The sequence below is a fragment of the Kitasatospora brasiliensis genome, from assembly GCF_032654805.1.
GTDB lineage: Bacteria > Actinomycetota > Actinomycetes > Streptomycetales > Streptomycetaceae > Kitasatospora > Kitasatospora brasiliensis.
This window is the reverse complement of sequence record NZ_JAUOOW010000004.1, coordinates 107,356-124,800: the sequence shown is the minus strand read 5'-3', so window position 1 is coordinate 124,800 and position 17,445 is coordinate 107,356. Positions and strand designations below refer to the sequence as shown.

Annotated in this window: 9 protein-coding genes, 3 rRNA genes and 2 pseudogenes; all 14 read right to left on the bottom strand. The window is 67.1% G+C overall.

Annotated elements, in window-relative coordinates; translation table 11 throughout:
* Nucleotides 1-4: 4 nt before the first annotated feature.
* Nucleotides 5-1,450: a DNA polymerase IV gene (locus QWJ13_RS16685; RefSeq protein ID WP_316525326.1), complete on the bottom strand. Its 1,446-nt coding sequence runs from the start codon at nucleotides 1,448-1,450 to the stop codon at nucleotides 5-7.
* 63 nt (nucleotides 1,451-1,513) lie between these two features.
* A complete protein-coding gene (locus tag QWJ13_RS16680) occupies nucleotides 1,514-2,218 on the bottom strand; it encodes a SanA/YdcF family protein (RefSeq protein WP_432277553.1) in 705 nt (234 codons plus the stop codon).
* A gap of 122 nt (nucleotides 2,219-2,340) precedes the next feature.
* Nucleotides 2,341-2,985, bottom strand: coding sequence for a MerR family transcriptional regulator (locus QWJ13_RS16675; protein WP_432277539.1), 645 nt, complete (start codon nucleotides 2,983-2,985; stop codon nucleotides 2,341-2,343).
* Between the two features lie 236 nt (nucleotides 2,986-3,221).
* Nucleotides 3,222-3,698 carry a bifunctional nuclease family protein gene (locus QWJ13_RS16670; RefSeq protein ID WP_030062493.1) on the bottom strand — a complete coding sequence of 159 codons (477 nt, stop codon included), beginning with the start codon at nucleotides 3,696-3,698 and terminating at the stop codon, nucleotides 3,222-3,224.
* Nucleotides 3,699-3,795: 97 nt separating this feature from the next.
* Entirely contained in the window at nucleotides 3,796-4,488 is a 693-nt protein-coding gene (ftsR, locus tag QWJ13_RS16665) for a transcriptional regulator FtsR (RefSeq protein ID WP_316525996.1), read from the bottom strand.
* A 179-nt stretch (nucleotides 4,489-4,667) separates the two neighbouring features.
* Entirely contained in the window at nucleotides 4,668-5,210 is a 543-nt protein-coding gene (locus QWJ13_RS34370; protein ID WP_432277538.1) for a double zinc ribbon and FHA domain-containing protein, read from the bottom strand.
* 568 nt (nucleotides 5,211-5,778) lie between these two features.
* Nucleotides 5,779-6,690 (bottom strand): DUF881 domain-containing protein, encoded by a 912-nt coding sequence (locus tag QWJ13_RS16655; RefSeq protein ID WP_316525995.1) that lies wholly within the window; start codon nucleotides 6,688-6,690, stop codon nucleotides 5,779-5,781.
* A gap of 265 nt (nucleotides 6,691-6,955) precedes the next feature.
* Entirely contained in the window at nucleotides 6,956-7,288 is a 333-nt protein-coding gene (locus QWJ13_RS16650) for a small basic family protein (RefSeq protein WP_316525322.1), read from the bottom strand.
* Entirely contained in the window at nucleotides 7,285-8,373 is a 1,089-nt protein-coding gene (locus QWJ13_RS16645; protein WP_316525320.1) for a DUF881 domain-containing protein, read from the bottom strand. The genes QWJ13_RS16650 and QWJ13_RS16645 overlap by 4 nt, the downstream gene beginning before the upstream one ends.
* A 177-nt stretch (nucleotides 8,374-8,550) precedes the next feature.
* Nucleotides 8,551-10,978: pseudogene (locus tag QWJ13_RS16640) on the bottom strand (sugar phosphate nucleotidyltransferase).
* Between the two features lie 128 nt (nucleotides 10,979-11,106).
* Nucleotides 11,107-11,677 (bottom strand): annotated as a pseudogene (locus QWJ13_RS16635) (CDP-alcohol phosphatidyltransferase family protein).
* A gap of 143 nt (nucleotides 11,678-11,820) precedes the next feature.
* Nucleotides 11,821-11,937 (bottom strand): 5S ribosomal RNA (gene rrf / locus QWJ13_RS16630).
* Nucleotides 11,938-12,018: 81 nt separating this feature from the next.
* Nucleotides 12,019-15,097, bottom strand: a 23S ribosomal RNA gene (locus QWJ13_RS16625).
* A 275-nt stretch (nucleotides 15,098-15,372) separates the two neighbouring features.
* Nucleotides 15,373-16,859 (bottom strand): 16S ribosomal RNA (locus tag QWJ13_RS16620).
* The 16S, 23S and 5S rRNA genes sit together here, the layout of an rRNA operon.
* Nucleotides 16,860-17,445 lie beyond the last annotated feature (586 nt).

Sequence of the window (17,445 nt, the reverse complement as noted above, 5' to 3'; positions counted from 1 at the left end):
CGTCTCAGCCACTCGGGCCCGTCTCGTGCTCCTCGTCCTCCCCGCCCTGGACCTGCCGCAGCGGCAGCGGCCGAGCCGCTTCGAGCGCCGGGTCGTCCATCGCGAAGGTCCGCACCCGCCCCCGCTCGCTCCACGGCGTCTCGAACCGCACGGTGACCCTCCCGACGCCGCTGCCCTGCACCCAGCCCGGACCGAACTCGGTGTGCCGCACGTCCTGTCCGGGCAGCCAGCGCCGCACCACGGCGGCCTCCGCGTCCTCCTCCGCCGGAACCGCCGGGGCGTCCGAGGCATCGGAGGCCGCAAGGGCCGCTGCGGCCGCCGCCTCCTCGGCCTGCTCGGCGGCCTCCTCCCGGAGCGCCTGCGCGAACAGGTCCTCCTGGGTGTAGTCGGCGAGCTGGGCGACGCCGACGCCGAGCAGCCGGACGCCGCCGGTGATGTCCACCTGCTCGGCCAGCCGACGCGCGGTGGCGGTGATCACCGCCTCGTCGTCGGTGGGCCCGCCGAGCGTCTCCGAGCGGGTCAGCGTCGAGAAGTCGAACCGCCGGACCTTGAGCACCACCGTCCGCCCCGAGCGCCCGGCCGCCCGCAGCCGCCGCACGCACCGGGCGGCCAGCGCCTCCACCTCGCGCAGCACCCGCTCCCGGTCCGTCAGGTCCACCTCGTAGGTGTCCTCCACCGACACCGACTTCGCGTCCTGGTCGGCGATCACCGGCCGCTCGTCCAGTCCTATGGACATCTGGAAGATCCCGGCACCGTGCGCCCGCCCGACCAGCTGCACCAGCTCCGCCTCTCCCGCCTCCGCGAGGTCGGCCACCGTGTTCAGCCCGGCCCGGCGCAGCACCTGCTCGGTGGCCGGCCCGATCCCGGGCAGCGCCCGCACCGGCATCGGGCCGAGCACGGCCCGCTCCTGCCCCGGCTCGATCAGCACCAGCCCGTTCGGCTTGGCCTTCTCGGAGGCGATCTTGGCCATCAGCTTGGAGCCGGCCGCCCCGACCGAGCCGGTCAACCCGGTCAGCCGCTCGATGTCCGCCCGCAGGTCCTCCGCCAGGGCGAGCACCAGCCGCTCGCCGGTCTCGTGGTCCGTCTCCGCCAGCACCGGGCCGTACGGACCGGCCTCCAGGTCCACGAAGGCCTCGTCCAGGCTGAGCGGCTGCACCAACGGGGACAGCTGCCGCAGCAGCCCCATCACGATCTCGCTGTTCTGCCGGTAGGCCTCGAACCGCCCGACCAGGAAGGCGGCGTTGGGGCAGAGCCGGCGCGCCTGCGCCATCGGCATCGCCGAGTGCACCCCGAACTTCCGCGCCTCGTACGAGGCCGTGGCGACCACCCCGCGCCCGCCGAGCCCGCCGACCACCACCGGTTTGCCGCGCAGGCTCGGCTTGGCCGCCTGCTCCACCGCCGCGAAGAAGGCGTCCATGTCGAGGTGGATGATGCTCGGCAGAGATCGCACCCGCCGATCATCGCGCACGGGTCCGACAGTACGTACGAACCCGGCCGCCGGACGCCCCGCCGGCTACTTCCCCGCGGCCTCGGCCAGCGCCTTCGGTATGCCGTCCTCCCGGGGCCCGAGGAACACCGGGTCCGGCCGCAGCCAGGCGTTGGCCGCCGCCTTGCCCGCCCCGGCGACTTCCCGCAGCCCGCCGTACAGCCAGGTCACGTCGTGCGGCTCCGGCACCCCGACCGCGTACGAGCGGATGCCCGCCGCCTCGCACAGCGCCAGCGCCCGGCGGACGTGGAAGTCCTGGCTGACCAGCACCGCGCGGTCCACCCCGAAGATCCGCCGCGCCCGGGTGCAGGAGTCCCAGGTGTCGAAGCCCGCGTAGTCCCGGACCACCCGGTCCTCGGGCACCCCGTGCTGGGTCAGGTAGGTGTACATCGCGTCGGGCTCGTCGTACTCGACCCGCCCGTTGTCCCCGGTCACCAGGATCGCCCGCACCTTCCCCTCCCGGTACAGGTCCAGCGCCGCGACCAGCCGGTGCTCCAGGTACGGAGAGGGCCTGCCCTGGTCCAGCCCGGCGCCGAAGACCACCGCGACGGGCGCGGCGGGCGCGCTCGCGACCGTGCCGACCCGGTCCCCGGCGGAGAACCACACCCAGGCGCTCGGCGCCAGTGCCAGCGAGCAGAGCACCGTCCCGACCTGGAACACCCTGCGCTGCGTCGACCGCTGACGCAGCCGCGCCCCCAGCAGTCCGGCCCTGCGCCGCAGCAGCCCCATCATCCCGGTGCCGACCTCCACGTGCCCTCCCTCGATCACGTCCGATCACGTCAACCAGGCAAAACGACGGGGCCGCGGCCCCGAACGGTTCCCCGTCCGGGCCCGCGGCCCCGTCGATCGGCTGTTCAGACCGCCCGGTTGCGCCGCTGCGCCAGCTCGTCGGCCGGGTCGTGGCCGACCAGCGTCTCGCCGGTGTCGGTGCGCTCGGCGTGCAGTCGCCCGAGGGTGAGCTCCAGCTCCCGCCAGACCGCGCCCACCGCGATGCCGAAGACTCCCTGACCGCCCTTCAGCAGGTCCACCACCTGCTGCGGCGTGGTGCACTCGTAGACCGTCGCACCGTCGCACATCAGCGTCATCCCGGCCAGGTCGGCCGAGTCGGCGGCCTGGAGGTGGGCGACCGCCACCCGGATGTTCTGCAACGAGACACCCGCGTCGAGCAGCCGCTTCACGATCTTCAGCAGCAGGATGTCGCGGAAGCTGTAGAGCCGCTGGCTGGTCGACGGGTACGCGGTGCGGACGCTGGGCTCCAGCAGTCCGGTCCGGGCCCAGTAGTCCAGCTGGCGGTAGGTGATGCCGGCCGCCGCACAGGCCGTCGGGCCGCGGAAGCCGAGAAGGTCGGACGTCGGGGCCAGCCGCTCGATGGCCGGCTGGCCCGGTTGTACGGCCGGAAACCTGCCCACCCGGGGCAGATCCGTGACGGTACGAGCGGTGCGCGGCATGTGCACGGCGCACCGGCCTCCCACCACCGCGTCATCGCCGGTGCTGCTCATGCCTGCCTCCGTCCACTTGTGCTGCGGGCAACCCGACTGCGGGCATCGGCCACCCGGACAGCCACTCCTGCTGACGGTAGGCAGTCCCCTATGACCCGTCAACGATCGCCACGCCGGGTCAGGCAAACCACATCACTCAGGAGAGTGGTTTTTCGTGCCCCTAGTGTGGGTAAGTGGGCGTTCTTTCGCAAAACGGCGGCCCAAAGGCCGTACCGTCGCCCCCGCACCGGCCCCCGCTACTGCGGGCCGCCGCCCCCGAAGTCCTCCGGCGAGACCTGGTCCAGGAACTCCCGGAACTTCTCGACCTCGTCCTCCTGCTCGTCCGGGATCGCGATGCCCGCCTCGGCGAGCACCTCCTCGCTCCCGTAGATCGGCGTGCCGGTGCGCAGCGCCAGCGCTATGGCGTCGGACGGCCGGGCGCTGACCTCGACCCCGCCGGCGAACACCAGCTCGGCGTAGAACACGCCCTCCCGCAGGTCGGTGATCCGGACCTCGGTGAGCTGCTGGCCGAGCGCCTCCAGGACGTCCTTGAACAGGTCGTGCGTCAGCGGGCGCACCGGCGTCATGCCCTGCTGGGCGAAGGCGATCGCGGTCGCCTCGCCGGGGCCGATCCAGATCGGCAGGTAGCGATCTCCCCCGACCTCCCGCAGCAGCACGATCGGCTGGTTGGAGGGCATCTCCACCCGGACACCCACGACGTCGAGCTCATTCACACAGGCAACCCTATGGCTCCGCTCCCGGATATGAAAGCGCAGGGCCGACGCCGCTGGTCAGCGGGGTGCGTCCGGCGCCCGATGGGCGCCGCGGCCGCTATCCGCGGTTTCGCAGACCGGCCTGGACCATCGCCGCGTGCAGCCGCACGGACAGCGTCGCGAGTTCCCGGGCCGTGGCCTCCGCGTGCGCCCGGGTCTGCGGGTTGCGGTGCCGGCGCAGCGGCGCCACCACCTGCTCCACCAACGCGATCTCGCGGTCCGCCGCCGCCTTCATGGCCCGCAGGTGCCGGGGCTCCAGACCGTACCGGCCGAGCTCCGCGACCAGCCTGGCCACCTGGAGCGCCTCACCGTCGTACCCGCCGTCCGGGCCCGGGGCGACCAGCCCGTAGGACTCCCACTCGGCCAGCTCCGGCTCCCCGGCCTCGGCCGCCGCCAGCAGCTCGGCGCGCCCCAGCCGGACCCCGGAGGGCACCTCGCCGGCGGCCACCAACTCCCGGTCCGCCTCCTCCAGCGGCCCGGGCCGGGTGTCGGCGGAGGGCAGCGCGGGCGGGTTCTCACCGCGCTCGATGGCGTCCAGGTGCTCGCGGATCACCCGCAGTGGAAGGTAGTGGTCCCGCTGCATGCGCAGGACGTAGGCCAGCCGCTCGACGTCGGCCGGACTGAACTTGCGGTACCCCGAGGGCGTGCGCTGCGGCTCGACCAGTCCCTCCGCCTCCAGGAAGCGGATCTTGGAGATGGTGACCTCGGGGAAGTCGTCGCGCAGGAAGGCCAGCACCGCGCCGATGCTCAGCAGTTCGTCACCGCCGCGCCGACGCCCGGCTGGGCGCTCCGCCCGGACCGGTTGCCGCGGGCCCGCGACCACCCCGCGCCCGCCGCGGTCCGCGTGCGGACCGGACGGGGTTGGAGTGGCCGCCCCGAGAGAAGAGGAAGGGATGTTCGTATTCACTCGGGCTCCTGCCTGCGTCGTTTTCAGTACCCCCGGTGGTGGCCGGCGAAGAACACCAGCCGGTACTTCCCGATCTGCACCTCGTCGCCGTTGTTCAGCGCCACCTCGTCGATCCGCTCCCGGTTCACGTAGGTGCCGTTGAGGCTGCCCACGTCCGCGACGCTGAAGCCGGCCGGGGTGCGGCGGAACTCCACGTGGCGGCGCGAGACCGTGACGTCGTCCAGGAAGATGTCACCCTGCGGGTGACGCCCGGCCGTGGTGACGTCCGAGTCCAGCAGGAAGCGGCTGCCCGAGTTCGGGCCGCGCTGCACGATCAGCAGGGCCGAGCCCGGCGGCAGCGCGTCGATCGCCGACAGCACCTCGGCCGACAGGGCCGGAGTGGCGCCGGTGCCGGTCGTGGCGCTCGGGTCGTACGACTCCAGGCCGGAGATGGAGATGGTCGACGTGGTCTCCGCCGCCCCCTCCGGGAGCAGGCCACCGCGCAGCGCCGCCCCGCAGTTGGAGCAGAACCGGGCCGAGGCCGGGTTCGGGTTGGCGCACCGGGGGCAGGGAGTGGGGCCAGCCATGTTCACAGCCTCCTGGCGCGGCACACCCGACGGGTTGTGCCCGGCGTACGGATCCGGAGCAAACCCTCCACCAGAGGTTGAGGGTCCTGACGGGAAACCTATGCGCGGCTCGCCGGAGGGGTCAACCGACGCGCCGTAGCCCGCCTGATTCCCCGCGTACTGGGCGGCGCCGCCGTCCCGGTACAGCTGCTGACCTGCGTACGGCCCGGCCTCGGGAGCGGGGCGCATGCCGGGCACGGCCGCCTCGTCCTCGGGCCGGCGGTGACGTGCGGTGGGCGCCTCGACGGCGGCCGCGTCGCGACCCTTGTTGCGACCGAACAACTTCGAGAAGAAACTCACGGGCGAATCCCCTTGCGTGTGACAGACCCGCCCGCGGGGCAGGGTGAGAACCTCGGACATACTGCGAGCCCGGATGCTGCGGCTCGGCCCCGCCGGAGTGGTACTCCGACGGCTGGTGCTGCGGTTGTTGCTACGGAGCGTACTGGTGCGAACCAGTCTCGCCCATGTGACGGCGACGCCTCGCGGCGGGTGCCGCCCGCCCTTGACGGGCCGTTCGTCGGGCGCCCCGTCACTTCGAAGCCGGCTTGGCGTACTGCGGTGACTTCGGGTCCACGAGGGCGTCGACGACCACCTTCTGCTGCTGGGCGATCGTCGCCCGCGCCTGGTTGTTCTCCAGGGTGCGGACGACACCTCCCGGGATGTTCAGCGCGGGTGTCAGGTCCTGCGGGTTTCCGACGACGGTGAACCGATAGGGCTGCGAGACCTTCTTCCCGTCGATCTGCACCCCGCCGCCCGACTGGTCGGTGAAGTAGGTGTTGACCACCACGCGCACATCGTTGATCTGAATCGCCTCCGCCCCCGCCGCTCGAAGTTCTTGCAGGGTGTCCAGCAGCATATCTGCCTTCACCTGCCCTTGGGGATCATCGACCGTGAGTACGATGCCCGGACCAGTGGCTTTGACGGTACCGGCGAGCACGCCGAGTTCCGTCATCTTCTTCCTGGTCTGCTCCTGGGCCTCCTTGGCCTGGTTGGAGCTGTTCTCCAACTTCGCCAGGGACTGCTCAAGCTCCGTCTTCTCCTGCTGGAGACGCTGCTGACGGCTGTCCAGTTCGTCGAGGATGCGCACCAGGTCCTCCTGGCGGGCTCCGCGCAGCTGGCTGTGGTGGTCGTTGGTCGACCGCACCTGGATCGCCAGCGCCAGACCGAGCGAGAACAGCAGCAGCGCCACCACCAGCTGCCCTCGGGACAGCCGCGGCGGCCAGAGTGCCGCCTTCAGCCGCTGCCGGCCGGCGTTCCGGTCGGGACCGGACGGCTGCTCGGCGGCCTCCTCGACGGTCGGCTCGGGCTCCGCTTCCGGCTCGGCCACCGTCTCGGGTTCAGGTTCGGGCTCAGGTTCGGGCTCAGGCTTGCCCTTGGCCTCCGACACGGCCTCGGGTGCCGGTTCGATCGCCTTCGTGAGCCGCAGCGTCGGCTCGGAGATCGAAGCGCCCTCAAGTTCAGCCTTAGCGTCAGGCTTCCCCGCCGAGGCCTCCTCGGCCTCGGCCGCCTCGGCGGTCTTCCCGGCCGCCTCAGCAGCCTCGTCCGCCTCCGCCGCACCATCCGGCCCGGACTCCCCGTCCGGCCCCGGGTCGGGCGCCTCGGCGCCCTTCGCGGCAGCCTTCCCGTCCGGCTTTCCGCCGGGCGTCCCGGCCTCCTGCTCGGCCGCCGCGGACTCCGGTTTCTCCTCCGCCGCCTCGCGGCCCGGCTCAGGCGCGGAAGACATGGCGTCGGATCCCGGCCGCGTTGGAGAAGATGCGGATGCCGAGGACGACGACCACACCGGTGGACAGCTGCGAGCCGACGCCCAGCTGGTCGCCGAGGAAGACGATCAGCGCCGCGACCACCACGTTGGACAGGAACGACACGATGAACACCTTGTCGTTGAAGATCCCGTCGAGCATCGCCCGGACACCGCCGAACACCGCGTCCAACGCCGCCACCACCGCGATCGGCAGGTAGGGCACGACAGCGTCCGGCACCTCGGGTTGGACGAAGAGGCCGACGACCACCCCGATCACAAGACCCAGTACGGCAATCACGGTCTGGCTGCTCCTGTCCCTGTCGTGGTCTTGGCGGCTCCGGTCGTCGGACGCCGCTTGGCGCTCGGGCTGCCGCCGGTCGCGGCCGGCGAGGCGGATGTGGAAGACGAGGCCGATGGTGAGACGGACGCGCCAGGGCTCTGCGGGGTTCCGGCTCCGGCCGACACGGCGCCGCTCTGAGCCGGCGGGGCCTCCGCGGGCGAGGGCTCGGAGGCCACCGGCTGCGCGGTCCGCAGGGTCACCCCCACCGCGGCCGGCAGCGTCAGGCTCTTCTGCGCGGAGAGCGTCGACTTGATGCCGTACTGCTCCTGCAGCAGCCGCAGGTACTGCCCGGCCATGTCCTTCTCGAAGGCGCCGAGGAGCTTGGAGCCGTCCCCGATCGCCTGGATGTTGTACGGGGGCACCAGCGGCCGGTTGTCCACCAGCACCGCCTCGCCCGCGGCCCGGATCGCGGACAGCGCGGTCAGCCGCTGGCCGTTGATCGCGATCGCCTCGGCCCCGGAGCCCCAGAGGCCGTTCACCACGAGCTGGAGGTCGCGGTCCCGCAGTCGGCCGCTGTTGGAGAACCCCTGCCCGGCCCGCGGGTCGACGTTGCCGCCGTGGCCGGTACCGGCCGCGTCCTCCAGGACCAGCTTCAAGCCCGGCCCGGTGACCTCGCCGAGGCCCACGGCCCCGGTCAGCCCGCCGGAGTCACCGTCCCCCGAGGCGAGTGCCTGCTGCTGGGTGTTGTCGACCTTGAGCCGCAGCTCCTGCACCTGCTTCTGCAAGTGGTCGGCCGAGGTGTTGCTGTCGTTGATCCGGTGGATCAGCGCGTCCCGTTCCTTGGCCAGCGTCGGCTCGGCCTTGTGCGCGTTCACCGCGCCGACCGTCACCACCGCGCCGACCAGGGCCAGCCCCGCCCCCAGGGTGAGCAGGCCCGGCAGGGTGCCGGGCATCCGGCTGTCGCGGGCACCGCCGCGCGCGGCGGCCGCCTCCGCGTAGCCCTCGTCCAGGCTGTGGTCCATCACGTTGGTCAGCAGGGACATCGAGGCATCCGGACGGTTGTACCGTCCGTTCGGGGCACTCGGCGTCGGCGTCGCTGGCATGGAGACCATCGTCCCATGGCGTCGAAGAGGCCCGTGCACGGCCCCTGAGCTGCACACACGCTGCACACATGACGCAAGTGACGGATCACTCCGAATGACGTGAAAACGGACGGCGGGGCGCGCGGTCCACCGCGCCCGCCGTTCAGTGTCTCAGAGCCCGGCCCGTGCTGGGCTCCGTCACCGCCCCGCCCCGTCGACCACGGCCTTGCTCGTCCAGCAGCGCCTCCGGTGGCCTCTCGTCGTCGGGAGCCCTCCCCTCCCACAGGTGGGTGACCGCCTCGGCCGGGTCGGCAGCACCAGCGTCCAGCGTCGTCCGCCTCGACCGCGGACGCGTCGGTGGTGTCAACCGGCGGCTGCCGGCTTCCCGCCTCCACCACGGAGCGCATGACCATGCCCTTGGCCGCCCACGGCGTCGCGATGTCCCGCCGCCCGGATGGCGCGCGTACCGGAATCCGCGCGTCGATCGCTCAGCGGCCGACCTGGGTGCGCGCCACCAGGCCGACCAGCGGACGAGGCCGCGGCCCCGTCCAGCACCCCGCTGAACTCGGGCTTCCCCAAGCCGCCACGCCGTCCCATAGCACCGTGCCCTCGGCGGAGGCCGCCTTCGCGAGGTCGTCGGCGTCGTCGTCGTCCAGATGACCTGGGTGCCGTGGTAGGCGGCGACCTGCTCGGCGATCGGGTCGTGGTCACCGGCAGCGCCACCTGACCCTGCGCCCTCGGCCGCGACCAGGTCCAACAGCACCAGCAGCGCCCGGTCGTCGTCGATCACCCGGCCAGCTCGTCCACGAACGCGACGCGCTCACCCGCGGGTCCGAACCGCACGCCGAACGCCGCCCGCGAGGGAGGCCGCAGCTCGCCGAGCCTGGCCAGACCGGCCCTGCGCTCCTCCGCGTCCTCGGTCGGCCGCGCCTCGTCCAGCCCGGTGGAGACGGTGAGCGCCTCCACCCCAGCCGGCCGGGGATGCTCGGCAGAACCAGGCCCGCACTTTGCCGTGCGCAATGTCCCCGACCACCTTCAGCCCGGCCTCCCGGACCCCGGTGATGTCCACCGTCCGCAGCAGGTTGCCCGCGTAGGAGTCGAAGACGCTGGACGGGAAGGTCAGGTCCCCGATCTCACCGGGAAGGCCCGTCGGAACTCATGGCGCGCGTAGACGCGATCAGCTTGCGCTGGCCCGGCCTGCGGAGGTCCGCCCGCGCTCGATGAAGAAGGATGTCCAGCGAGTCCGGCACCCCGGCGTGGTCCGCAGAAGATCCCGCCCCGCGCTCCCCCCGCGCCGTGTGCTGCCGGGCCGTATAGGCACGTTCTCAAGGTCGCGGACGTCGATCTTGCCCGGAGGTCTGGAGCGCCGGATCATCGCCCCGTTTGAGCGCGCGCACCCGCGGTGGTCGCGCAATGGTGACGGTGGCGCCCTTCTTCAGCGTCGCGTACGCCCCACTTATGCGGCCAGCTCGGGAGTGATCTCGACGTTCGGGATGCCCGGGCCGCGGACCCCGAACAGGTGCTCCCCAGCCGCGACTCCCCACCGAGGTGTTGACGACGGCGCCGGCCTCGATGTCTTGAACAGGTAGACCCGGACGTTCACCCCCGATGATCGACTCCTCGCCGACCAGGCACTCGTCCCCGTCACCGCGCCGTCCTCGATCCGCGCGGCCCGCAGCCATCGGTGTTCTTGCCGACCGCAGCCCCCACCGTTGCTCTGCACGGCCCGGCTTGTCCACGTTGTCGTGGACCACCGCCTTGTGCAGGAACGCGCCGCGTTTGGCGATGACCACGTGCTGCCCAGCACGGTGCTCGCGGGCTCCGCCGGCCTCGACCTTGGCGTAGTCCCCGATGTACAGCGGCCCGCGGAGCACCGCCTCCGGGTCCACCTCGGCCCCTCGGCCACCCAGACGCCCGGCGAGATCTCGAACCCGTCGAGCTCGACGTCGACCTTAGCGCCCTCCAGGACGTCCGCCTGGGCCTTTGCCATAGCTCGTGGGTACATCCTGCTCCCAGTAGCCCTCGGCGACGTAGCCTGAACCCGCTTGCCTCCTTCCCAGGGTTGTGGGAAGACATCGCTCGACCAGTCGACGGACTCACCCGCCGCGACGTAGTCGAGACCTCCGGCTCCATCGTAGATACCGGTGTTCACAGTGTCGGAAGACCTGCCCCCAGGTCAGCTTCTCAGGAAGCGCTCACCCTCCCCTCGTCGTCCGTGATCGTGATGCCGAACTCCAGAAGTTCGGCACCCTCGTGAGACAGACGGTGATGAAACGTTCTTGCTGCGGTGAAGATCGATCAATTCCGAGAGGTCGAAGTCGGTCAGCGCGTCACGGAGATCACCAGAAGGAATCGTATAGGCGCGTCCTCTGCGTTGACACTCCCCGCAGTGCCCAGTGGCGTCTCCTCGTGGGCATAAGTGAGATGCATGCCCAACTCTTCGCCATCACCGGAAATAGTTCTTGACCAGTGGCCTTAGGAACTGAACCGTGACGACGGTGTCGGAGAAGGCCGTGCCGCTTCAGCCGAAGCACGTGCTCCATGATCGGCTATTGGCGACCAGGCAGCGGCTTCCGGCATGCTGAAGGTCATCGAGCGGAGTCGGGGTGCCCTCGCCCCTGCCCATTACAACTTGGCGTGCAGGTGCGTCCTCCTTCGCGGTGGTGGACCGGCAGGTCCATCAAAGCGTTCCAGAGGATCTGCGGAAGGTATCGTCGACGCACCGAAGGGGCGTGGGAGCTCTCAGATCACGTCTCAGACTGTGGACGCCGAGCCGCAGCATACCCGGGCGATCTGCCTCGCCTGAACCGCGTAAAGGATCGCGGCCCACCAGTGCAGCGTGGTCCCCCGCAGATGAACGCCCAGCTCACCACCTCGGCCGGCCGGGCGATCCAGCTGTCGACGCTGCCGAGCAGCAGAAGCGGAAACGCGTACACATCAGATTGAAGAGTCGCGGCCTTCCCCGGGAAACTCGTCCTGGAGCGGACCGTAGCCGTGCCGGTTCAGAATCGGCAGCAGCGATGGCGATGAAGACCTCACCGGGCCAACAGGATCGCGGTGAGCCACCACGGCAGATCTCACGCCCAGGTCGAATCCGACCAGCGTGGAAAGCACATAGAGCCGGTCGGCCAGCGGGTCGAGCAATTGCCCCGCCCGTGAAGATCTGTCCCCACCGTCGGGCGAGCTTTCCGTCCAGGTAATCGCTGACCCCGCTCCAGCGCCAGGATCAGCAGTGCCCAGACGTCGTTCTTCGGGCCGCCGAACTCCGGCAGAGAATGAGCCAGAGGAAGATCGGAACACCGACCAGCCGGCCCATGCTCAGCATGTTGGGGATGGTGAGGACGCGATCGGTCTGGACCCGCGTCTCCTGGACCCCACCCGGGGGCCTCCTGTCTCTTGTGACGACAATGCATGATGACCCTACAACAAAGCCCCCGACCGGTTTCCCGGCGGGGCTTCTCTAAAATTGTTCGGCTTGGCGTCCTGCTCTCCACAGGTCCCCCTTGCAGTACCATCGGCGCTATGAGGCTTGGCTTCCGGGTTCGGAATGTAACCGGGCGTTTCCCTCACGCTATGACCGCGAAACACTGTAGAGCTGTGCACCGCACACCCCGACAATTCCAGGGCGGGTCGTTGTTTCAGAACAACACAGTGGACGCAAACGGCGAGGACGAAGCCCTCGGCCTATTGGTACCGGTCAACTCCACCCCCTCACAGGGCTTCCATGTCGGCCTATCAACCCAGTCGTCTACTGGGAGCCTTACCCTCTCAAGGGTGGGGTGCTCATCTCGAAGCGGGCTTCCCGCTTGGAATGCTTTTCAGCGGTTATCCCTCCCGAACGTAGCCAGCCAGCCATGCCCTTGGCGGGACAGCACAGCACACCAGAGGTTCGTCCAGGCCGGTCCTCTCGTACTAGGGACAGCCCTTCTCAACACTCCTACGCGCACAGCGGATAGGGACCGAACTTGTCTCGACGTTCTAAACCCAGCTCGCGTACCGCTTTAATGGGCGAACAGCCCAGCGCTTAGGACCTACTCAGCCCCAGGATGCGAACGAGCCGACATCGGGTGCCGACCATCCCGTCGATATGGACTCTTGAGGAAGATCGGCCTGTTATCCCCGGGGTACCTTTTATCCGTTGAGCGACGGCGCTTCCACAAGCCACCGCCGGATCACTAGTCCCCTACTTTTCGTACCTGCTCGACCCGTCAGTCTCACGGTCAAGCTCCTTGTGCACTTACACTCCAGCACCTGATTGCCAACCAGGCTGAGGGAACCTTTGGGCGCCTCCGTTGCACCGCTAGGAGGCAACCGCTGGTTAAACTACCCACCAGACACGCCATCCCTGATCCGGATCACCGGACCCAGGTTAGACATCCAGCACGACCGAAGTGGTATTTCAACGGCGACTCCACAACAACTGGCGTTGCTGCTTCACAGTCTCCCACTATCCTACACAAGCCAGACGAACACCAATATCAAGCTGGTAAAGGTCCAAGGGTCTTCCGTCCTGCTGCGCGAAACGAGCATCTTTACTCGTAATGCAATTTCACCCGAGGCCTATGGTTGAGACAGTCGAAGTCGTTACGCCATTCATTGCAGGTCGGAACTTACCCGACAAGGAATTTCGCACAGCAGGATGGTTATAGTTACCACCGCCGTTTACTGGCGCTTAAGTTCTCCAGCTTCGCCCTGACGAATCAGAGCTAACCGGTCCCCTTAACGTTCCAGCACCGGGCAGGCGTCAGTCCGTATACATCGCCTTACGGCTTCGCACGGACCTGTGTTTTAGTAAACAGTCGCTTCTCGCTGAATCTGCGGCCACCCCCAGCTCAGAGTGCAAGACTCGTCACCAGGAATGGCCCCCTTCTCCCGAAGTTACCAGGCATTTTGCCGAGTTCCTTAACCATAGTTCACCCGAACGCCTCGGTATTCTCTACCTGACCACCTGAGTCCGGTTTGGGTACGGGCCGCCATGAGCTCGCTAGAGGCTTTTCTCGACAGCATAGGATCATCCACTTCACCACAATCGGCTCGGCATCAGGTCTCAGCCTCAATGAGTGACGGATTTGCCTATCACTCGGCCTACACCCTTACCCCGGGACAACCACCGCCCGGGCTGGTTCTTCCTGCGTCACCCCATCGCTCACCTACCCCATTGGGTCACCGGCTCCACCACTTCCCTTTGCCCGAAGGCTCCAGGACGGCTTCACGGGCTTAGCATCCAAGAGGTTCAGCGTTGGCGCTTCAAAGCGGGTGCAGAGATATCAACCCGTTGTCCATCGACTACGCCTGTCGGCCTCGCCTTAGGTCCCGACTTACCCTGGGCAGATCAGCTTGACCCAGGAACCCTTGGTCAATCGGCGCAAGGTTTCCCACTCTTGTATCGCTACTCATGCCTGCATTCTCACTCGTATACCGTCCGACTGGTTTCCACCGCCAGCCACCCGGCACACGACACTCCCTACCCATCACAGCAGGCGTTGGCCCTTCATGCCACAATGACACGACTTCGGTGATATTGGCAGGCCCCGCTACATTGTCAGCGCCCGGAATCACTTGACCAGTGAGCTGTTACGCACTCTTTCAAGGGTGGCTGCTTCTAAGCCAACCTCCTGGTTGTCTCTGCGACTCCACATCCTTTCCACTGCTTGCAGCAAGGACCTTAGTCGGTGTTCTGGGCTGTTTCCTCTCGACCATGGAGCTTATCCCCCACAGTCTCACTGCCACAGCTCTCACTTACCGGCACATTCGGAGTTTGGCTAGGTCAGTAACCCAGTAGGGCCTTCGCCTATCAGTGCTCTACCTCCGGCAGGAAACGTGACCTTTTCATGCATTTTCGGGAGAACCAGCTATCACGGGTTTGATTGGCCCCTTTCACCCCTAACCACAGGTCATCCCCAGGTTTTCAACCCTGGTGGGTTCAGTCCTCCACACGGTCTTACCCCGCGCTTCAACCTGCCCATGGCTAGATCACTCGCTGGTCTTGGGCATGCAGCTCAACCGCCTATTCCGGACTCGCTTTCGCTACGGCTACCCCACGGTTGCCTCGCTACACACCGCAAACTCGCGGGCTCATTCTTTAAAGGCACGCAGTCACGGCCACCAGCAAAGCTGATGAACGACGCTCCACGGCTTGTAGGCACACACGGTTTCAGGTACTATTTCACTCCGCGCTCCGCGGTACTTTTTCTCATTCCCTCACCGGTACTATCCGCTATCGGTCACTAGGGAATATTTAGGCTTAGCGGGTGGTCCCGCCAGATTCACACAAGTTCTCCCGGGCCCCGTGCTACTTAGGTGTTCTCCAAGCGAGCCGCTGAATTTCGTCTGCGGGGTCTTACCCTCCCCCGCGGACCCTTTCGCATGTCGTGACTACCCATACGGTTCTGACTCGCCGACCGGCCAGACCGATCAAGAAGAATCCCACGACCCCGAGAACGGCAACCCCTGCCGGGTCTCCACACCATTCCGGTTTAGCCTCATCCGGTTCGCTCGCCACTACTCCCGGAATCACGGTTGTTTTCTCTTCCTGCAGGTACTGAGATGTTTCACTTCCCCGCGTTCCCTCCACTGCCTATGTGTTCAGCAGCGGGTGACAGCCCATGACGACTGCCGGGTTTCCCCATTCGGACACCCCCGGATCAAAGCTCGGTTGACAGCTCCCCGGGGCCTATCGCGGCCTCCCACGTCCTTCATCGGTTCCTAGTGCCAAAGGCATCCACCGTGCGCCCATAAAGCGGCCACAGATGCTCGCGTCCTGTGCAGTTCTCAAACAACACGACCAGTCGCACACCCTCGGCAACCCGAACCGGGCTACCTCCAAGTGAGGGCCGGCACTGAGACAACGGTCAACCCGTTCCCTCAGGACCCAACAACGTACCCGACACAGTCAATCCCAGAACGCGTTCCACGCCGAGCAGTACTGGCCCCTGGTCTCTTCCTGTGCCGAATAGTCAACGTTCCACCCATGAGCAACCGTGCAGGACGTTCGCCTGCAAGCGGCTTCATATTATCTAGAAAGGAGGTGATCCAGCCGCACCTTCCGGTACGGCTACCTTGTTACGACTTCGTCCCAATCGCTGGTCCCACCTTCGACGGCGCCATCCCCCTTACGGGTTAGGCCACCATTTCCAGGTGTTACCGACTTTCGTGACGTGACGGGCGGTGTGTACAAGGCCCGGGAACGTATTCACCGCAGCATGCTGATCTGCGATTACTAGCAACTCCAACTTCATGGGGTCGAGTTGCGGGCCCAATCCGAACTGAGGCCGGCTTTTTGGATTCGCTCCGCACTCGCGCGCCGCAGCCCTTTGTACCGACCATTGTAGCACGTGTGCAGCCCAGACATAAGGGCATGATGATTTGACGTCGTCCCCACCTTCCTCGAGTTGACCCCAGCAATCTCCTGTGGTCCCCATCACCCCAAGAGAGCATGCTGGCAACACAGAACAAGGGTTGCCGCTCGTTGCGGGACTTAACCCAACATCTCGACACGGGCGCGACAACCATGCACCACCTGTATACCGACCACAAAGGGGCACCTGTCTCAGGTGTTTCCGGCATATGTCAAGCCTTGGTAAGGTTCTTCGCGTTGCGTCGAATTAAGCCACATGCTCCGCTGCTTGTGCGGGCCCCCGTCAATTCGCTGAGTTTCAGCCTTGCGGCCGTACTCCCCAGGCAGGGAACTTAATGCGTTAGCTGCGGCACCGACGACGTGGAATGTCGCCAACACCTAGTTCCCAACGTTTACGGCGTGGACTGCAGGGCCTCTAATCCCTGTTCGCTCCCCACGCTTTCGCTCCTCAGCGTCAGTAATGGCCCGAGATCCGCCTTCGCCACCGGTGTTCCTCCTGATATCTGCATTTCACCGCTACCTGAAATTCCAGTCTCCCCACCACCTCCCTGGCCTGCCCGTATCGAATGCAGACCCGGGGTTGAGCTTTCACATCCGACGCGACGGGCCGCCTGGCTCTTGCGCTAATAATTCCGGACAACGCTCGCACCTACGTATTACCGCGGCTGCTGGCTGCGTGGTTAGCCGGTGCTTCTTCTGTAGGTACCGTCACTTCGCTTCTTCCTACTGAAAGGGTTTACAGCGAAGGCCGTCATCCCTCGCGCGGCGTCGCTGCATCAGGCTTTCGCCCGTGTGCAATATTCCCCACTGCCTCCCGTAGGAGTCTGGGCCGTGTCTCAGTCCCAGTGTGGCCGGTCGCCCTCTCGGGCCGGCTACCCGTCGTCTGGTAGGCCATTACCCACCAACAAGCTGATAGGCCGCAGGCTCATCCTGCACCGCCGGAGCTTTACACCAACCCCCATGCGGAGGAAGGTCATATCGGTATTAGACCCCATTTCCAGGGCTTGTCCCAGAGTGCAGGAGCAGATTGCCCACGTGTTACTCACCCGTTCGCCACTGATCCACCCGGGGGCCTTCACCGTTCACGACTTGCATGTATTTAAGCACGCCGCCAGCGTTCGTCCTGAGCCAGGATCAAACTCTCCGTGAATGTTTACCCGTAATCGGGTCGACACCCGCGTTGACGGCAGCAACCACCGGAATAGGGCGGCCCCGCGCACTGCGTCCTCGCTAGTGTTTTACTTCAAGGAAGGAATCTCCAACCCCAGAGAGCCTGAGGCCGGGGATGTCAACGCCATCTGGCGTGCGGCTTTTGGCACGCTGTTGAGTTCTCCAAAGGAACGGACGCTTCCTTCGGACTGCCTTCCAGCAGGCCCTCGGGCTCGTTCTTTCGTGTTCCCAGCTTATCAGACGTTTTCCGCTCCGTTTACCGGAGCTTTTCGCATCTGAAATCTGGTGTTAACCGCCGACTTGCGGCGACTCGACCAACCATAGCGGGTCGCCAGCCGGAGCGCGAATCGAGGCGCACCCGGAGTCCTCCGGACGGCGGCATGATTTGTTGCTCTCGCGAGCATATACAGCAATGGGTCCGATTCGCCAAGATGCCTGTAGAGTGCGGCGCATCGGCCGAGAGGACTAGACCACTCCGGGTTCGATGGGTCGCCGACCAGTAGGTGGGCGGGGCGGTTCTTCGCCCGGGAATGTCAGCGGATGTCCGAAGTTGACATGATTTAGGC

Excerpts from the sequence above, each read along its gene's own strand:
- QWJ13_RS16680 (WP_432277553.1), bottom strand. The coding sequence starts at position 2,218 with ATGATGGGGCTGCTGCGGCGCAGGGCCGGACTGCTGGGGGCGCGGCTG.
- QWJ13_RS16675 (WP_432277539.1), bottom strand. The coding sequence starts at position 2,985 with ATGAGCAGCACCGGCGATGACGCGGTGGTGGGAGGCCGGTGCGCCGTG.
- QWJ13_RS34370 (WP_432277538.1), bottom strand. The coding sequence starts at position 5,210 with ATGGCTGGCCCCACTCCCTGCCCCCGGTGCGCCAACCCGAACCCGGCC.
- QWJ13_RS16645 (WP_316525320.1), bottom strand. The coding sequence starts at position 8,373 with ATGCCAGCGACGCCGACGCCGAGTGCCCCGAACGGACGGTACAACCGT.